This window comes from Candidatus Accumulibacter vicinus (genome assembly GCF_000584955.1).
GTDB lineage: Bacteria > Pseudomonadota > Gammaproteobacteria > Burkholderiales > Rhodocyclaceae > Accumulibacter > Accumulibacter vicinus.
Window position 1 is genome coordinate 33,712 of the sequence record NZ_JDSS02000015.1, and the last position, 5,550, is coordinate 39,261.

General features: G+C 59.2%; 3 protein-coding genes. 2 read left to right on the forward strand and 1 reads right to left on the reverse strand.

Going from position 1 to position 5,550, the window contains the following annotated elements; all coding sequences use genetic code 11:
• The first annotated feature begins 1,180 nt into the window (after positions 1–1,180).
• Both CAPSK01_RS03840 and CAPSK01_RS03845 read left to right on the forward strand, forming a co-directional pair.
• Complete coding sequence (locus tag CAPSK01_RS03840) at positions 1,181–2,815, forward strand: ABC transporter ATP-binding protein (protein ID WP_273703039.1); 1,635 nt, start codon at positions 1,181–1,183, stop codon at positions 2,813–2,815.
• 196 nt (positions 2,816–3,011) lie between these two features.
• Positions 3,012–3,941, forward strand: a complete 930-nt coding sequence (locus tag CAPSK01_RS03845; protein ID WP_034922789.1) for an IS1595 family transposase — start codon at positions 3,012–3,014, stop codon at positions 3,939–3,941.
• Positions 3,942–4,443: 502 nt separating this feature from the next.
• Here CAPSK01_RS03845 and CAPSK01_RS03850 read toward each other — a convergent pair.
• Complete coding sequence (locus tag CAPSK01_RS03850) at positions 4,444–5,373, reverse strand: hypothetical protein (RefSeq protein ID WP_034922791.1); 930 nt, start codon at positions 5,371–5,373, stop codon at positions 4,444–4,446.
• Positions 5,374–5,550: the final 177 nt, after the last annotated feature.

Consider the following 5,550-nt stretch of genomic DNA (forward strand, 5'->3'; position numbering starts at 1 on the left):
GAAATATGCGTAAGCGATTGCCCTGAGGGAAAGAACTCCCCAAGCTGCCAGGCCAGGAGTTGTGTTAGCGCACAGACTCAGGCTCCGGCGCATGAACCAGGCATCGATCAGCAAGCGCATCTCCTTGACGTGCCCCTGGACCGACCGACACGTGTGCCCGCTCGATCAGCTTGTAATCGGTCGTCCAGGGCGCCTCTCGGCGAATGGCCCCGAGGGCGCGGGTGACCCATCCTTCCGGGTTGAGCAGGCAGCCGATCAGGAGTTCGACGAAGGGACGACGCGAACGGGGTGGAACTGCCTCCAGGAGGAAGGAGACCCATTGAGAGAGCAGCAAGCAAACATTGGCGGCAAGAGACCTGAGGGAAGCTCCGAGATCGAAAGTGATCCCTCATTGACCCCTGGCCATCTCAAATCTCCTGGCGATGCCCAAGAATTTTCGCGCCGCGGAAATCCCTTCGGCATCAGCCGACGACCGCGAGTGTCTAAACTTCAGACTTTGAATCACACCTCCTGGGAATTCGCCCTTGACGATAGGGTGCTGGAGCGAAGATAATTTCATAATGGTGGTTGAATTCCCTATCCTTTTTTCTACCCAGCTTGCTGGGTATGGATGCAGGCGGGGGTGGCGGCAAATCGAATGCCTTGGCGGCGGACTGGAACCTCAAGGTGGCGGTCGAGCAGTACGTCGAGAGCTGTCGCCAGGCGGAATCTATCCCCGAACTTGTGTTCCTCGCCGCAGTTGGTTCGCCGGTCGTTCTCCGGGGGCCGGTTCTTTTGCCCAACGCCTGTTCGGCAGTTCCCGGATACGCGATTGCAGAGTCATCGCCGTGGTCGACCACGATATTAATAAGCTAACAAGCAGGGCCTGAGTTTCGCCGGTTTCGTCGTACAGTCACCTGAAGCCGTTCTGGCCGAGCAGCCGGATGTCACGGTTCTGATCGTCGCCGCGATTCACGGCACGGTCATCGCGGCCGCACTCGCCAGTACCTGGCCGAATGCAAAAGCACTGCTACTGGCGCCTTCCGCCCAGGGCTAGGAGGAATCTGGATTGCTGCACACGCTTCAGAAACTGATCTCCTTGTTCCCACCGGGCGACCGTCGCAAAGCGGTCGTGCTACTGCTTTTCATACTGGCCGGTGCCATCGTCGAAGCCCTCTGCGTTGCCCTGATTTTCCCGGTTGTGACGATCCTGGCAAACCCCAAACTTGCCCTGTCTGCTCCGCCTGTCGCCTGGCTGCACCGGGTGCTCGGCCAGCCGGACCCGATGGGCTTCGTCCTCGCCATCCTGGTCGGGATGCTGCTGCTGTATCTGGTCAAGAACAGCTACGCGGCTCTGGTCTCGCTGCTGCAAAGCCGCTTTGCCTTCGCCCGGCAGAACCTGCTCTCGCAGCGGCTGTTCCATCACTATCTGCATCAACCCTATGCCTTCCACGTGCAACGCAACACCGGCGAAATGATCCGCAACCTCACGCACGAGGCGGATCGCCTGATCTGGTCCGTTCTGCTGCCCAGCTTGATCCTAATTGCGGAAGGCCTGATCGCGGTGATGCTGGTACTCCTGCTGTTCTATGTCGACACCATTGCCGCCAGCATTGTATCCGGGCTCTTCCTCTTGCTCGGCATCGCCTTTTATCGCGTGCTGCGCGACCGCATCACGCATTGGGGGGCGCAGCGCCAGCTTCACGAGGGACAACGCATACAACGCATACAGGAAGGCTTAGGGGGGCTCAAGGAAATACGGATTCTGGGCACCGCTGAGCACTTCCTGCAGTCCTTTCTTTTTCATAGTCGCGAACGCGCCTTGTACTCCAGCCGGCACATACTGGCGCAAGGCCTCCCGCTGCTTTTTCTGGAAGTGCTGGCAATGGGCGGCCTGCTCGCGATCGCTGCATCGACGTTGCTACAGAACAAACCGCTCGAATTCGTCCTGCCGATGCTGGGCTTGTTTGTCGGCGCCTCTTTCCGCCTGATCCCCGCCGCAAACCGCATCATTATTACCTACCAGGAAGTTCGCTTCAGCGGCCCCACCATCGACATCCTCTTCAAGGAACTGGGTCCCTGGATCAATGCCGAAGACAGGATTGAAGACGTCCTTCCTCTACCCATGCGGAATTCGATACGCGTCGAGCAGGTCAGTTTCCGCTACTCTGGAGCGGGTTGCGACGCGCTGACCAACATCACGCTGGATATCCCGTTCGGCGCGATGATCGGCTTCATCGGCGCCTCTGGCTCGGGCAAGACGACCCTCGTGGACCTGGTGCTGGGGCTGCTCGCGCCGAGTGCGGGACGAATACTTGCAGACGGACAGGACATCCAGGGCAATGTCGAGGGGTGGCAGTCGCAGCTTGGCTACATACCGCAAACCATCTACCTCGCCGACACGACTATCCGTAACAACGTCGCCTTCGGCCGCAAGGTGACAGAGATTGACGACAGCGCGGTATGGCAGGCGCTTGCCGTGGCCCGCATCGACGATTTTGTGCGTACGCTCCCCGCCGGACTGGAAACCTCCATCGGCGAGAATGGCGCGCGACTCTCGGGCGGACAGAGGCAGCGTATCGGCATCGCCCGCGCCGTTTTCCGCGATCCGCCCGTATTGATCCTCGACGAAGCAACAGCAGCCCTGGACAGCGAGACCGAAGCAGAAGTCATGAATGCCGTAACCAGTTTGCACGGAGCCAAGACCTTACTGATCGTGGCGCATCGGCATTCGACGCTACACAATTGCGATCTGATCATCAAGCTGGAAGGAGGGCGCATTGTCGGCCACGGCAGTCCGACGGTAATGCTGGCGACAGGCGAAGTAAATGCATGAGGCGGCGTTGGTGCATAAATACTCTCATTAAAGATCAATAGCTTAAAGCGATGCATGCGTCAATTTATGACAGAATTCGATGTTATTAGCATATTTTTTGAGGCTCTTTATGTGTTTCGGGCGGTTGAGCATTGTCGTTCTGGAGGCTGGATATCCGATAGAATTTTAGGCCGTTATGCCTTAAGGATGTAGCGCGTTGATCCACCTTCAGAGTTTGCTGGACGATAGCAAGTGTTACGCGGAAGTGCGCGAGTTGCGTTGGCCGGAGGGAGTGCGCTGCGCGCATTGTGCTTCGCCAGAAGTGACCAGGCAAGGCCATGATACGGCTCATCCATCGCGCCAGAGGTATCGCTGTGCGACCTGCCTGCGGTACTTTGACGATTTGAGTGGGACAATTTTCGCGGGCCATCACCAACCGCTAAAGGTGTGGCTCCTGTGCCTGTACCTGATGGGACTGAACCTCTCCAACGAGCAGATCGGGGATGAATTGGGTCTGAACAAGGACGATGTGCACCGCATGATCTCGCAATTGCGCGCGGGAATCGTGGCGGCGCAACCGGAGCCGACCCTTTCCGGCGAGGTGGAGTGCGACGAAGTGTATATCGTGGCGGGCCATAAGGGTCATCCCGAGGCGGTCAGACGAAAGAACCGCCCGGGCCGCCGGCGGCGCCTGAAAGGCGCGCGCGGGCGCGGCACGCTGGAAAAGGAGAAGCCCCCCATCCTGGGAATGCTCCAACGCGGCGGTGAGGTGAGGATAGGGATGCTCGAAAACGTTCAGCAGCCGACCATCAAGCCCTTGATCCTGGCCACCATCGCGCCCAACGCGACTGTTTACACCGATGAATACGACATCTACGCCCGTCTGCCCGAGTGGGGTTATCAGCACAAAACGGTGTGTCACAGCCGCGGAGAGTACGCCCGTGACGAGGACGGCGACGGATTCCACGAGGTCCATGTCAACACCATGGAAGGGTTTTGGTCGCTGCTACGCTCCTGGCTGCGTCCCCACCGGGGGATCTCGCAAGAGAAGCTCCCGCTCTACTTGGGCTTCTTCCAATTCGTGCACAACGTTAGGATCCGTGGCAAAGGCCTACTGAAACCCCTCCTCACTGCCCTTTTGGCATAACAGCCCGTAACGCATAAAGAGCCAGCGAGTATTGTCAGGTGCTTACGACATTTGCGTAAGCGATTGCCCTGTCACACCCTTTGAGTTGATGGAGGCTTGCCAATGAACGTACCCTCAGTTTGGCACGATCCCGTCGTTGCTGAAATTCATGCCACACGGGAACGCTTGGCGGAACAGTATCACAATGATCTGGTCACCTACTCGAAAGCGGCAGAGGATCGTTGCCGCGCTCTCGGTCTGACTATGGTGGAGGATCAAGAACGGATCGCAAAGATGGCGAGCCCCAGCCTTGAAGTCCCGCGTCCAGGCTGACTCGGCTTTCCAACTGCCAGACGTAGGCGTCGTGCGCGATCGGCGTCGGCGCTGCCTTCTCCCCGCAGGCAACGAGCAAGACTGCCGCCAACCCCCGCGTGCTGCGTCGAGCGTGACCGGCGCCGGCGCCGCGGCGGCGTCAACGGCGGTTTGTTTGATCCGTTGCGTGTGTGACAGGAATGAGCGGTCTTCAGCGGACCACCCGCCACTTGTCCTCGCTGCCGCGCACCACCAGTATCTGCTGTGGGTAGTAGACGCCGAGAACGACTCCGATGCACATCTGCAGGTCGTTGCCCTTGATGCGCGAGAAGGCTTTGCTGTCTTCAGGACCGAACAATTCGCCGGACTTGGCGCTGACCACGATTTCCGGGTTGCCGGTCGTCACGATGTCAAGGTCGGCGGCCGGGACAATGCGCACGCCGGCAGCATAAGCCTTGTCCAGGCATTTGGACTTCCTGATGGCTTCGGTATTGAGTTGCAGGGAACTGTTCCTGATCCCGGACAGTTCCTGGTAGATGGGCTGGAAAGCGGGTTTGAAGGCGGCGGCGCGGTCGCGTACCAACTGCTTGAGGGACTGGCGGTCGGCGTCGCTGAGCGAAGTCACCGGTGGCTGATGATGCCAGGGATGATCTTCGGCAAAATCGGCGTCGAATTCCCTTTCGAAGCTCACCGGGCCAGTGACGCTCTTCTCCTCTTCGCCCATACCTGTCTGATTGGTTTTCGAGAAACGCCCCGGCGAAGTGTCCGTGCGGATCACCTGATCCGTGACGGTGGCGTAGCGAAAGAGCGCACGATAGGGCTTGGTAGCGTCTGCGGGCGTGAATTCGATGCGGATGCGGTTCTTGCCCTTGCGTACCGAGCTGCCGAGAGAAGCCGCCGGTGCCCATACGGCAGCGGCCACTTCCCGTTCCTCGAACAACACCGGCACCTGCTGGGCGAGCACTTCCTGCCTGGCAACGGGAACGCCGTTGATCAACACCCGCGCCTGGCCGGCGACTTGCTCCACCTTGTCCGCTTTGCGGTCGCCGGTGTAGGGCGAGAAATGGAATTCGACATTCAGCACGGCCGCCGAAGCGGTCACGGCCCAGGACAGGCAAGCCACAAGAAATGCTTTCTTCATTTTCATCCTCTCGGGTCGAGTCTTGAAATCTATCAGTTTTTCGGGAATGTGTTTCGACGCGGCAGGCCACTTTTACGTCGCGTCGCGAAGGCGATCTATTGCGGTGGGGCGGAGATTTTGGTCCACCACAGGCGTTCATCAGCGGCCTGCAGGACAACCCCGAGTTCCTGGTGTACA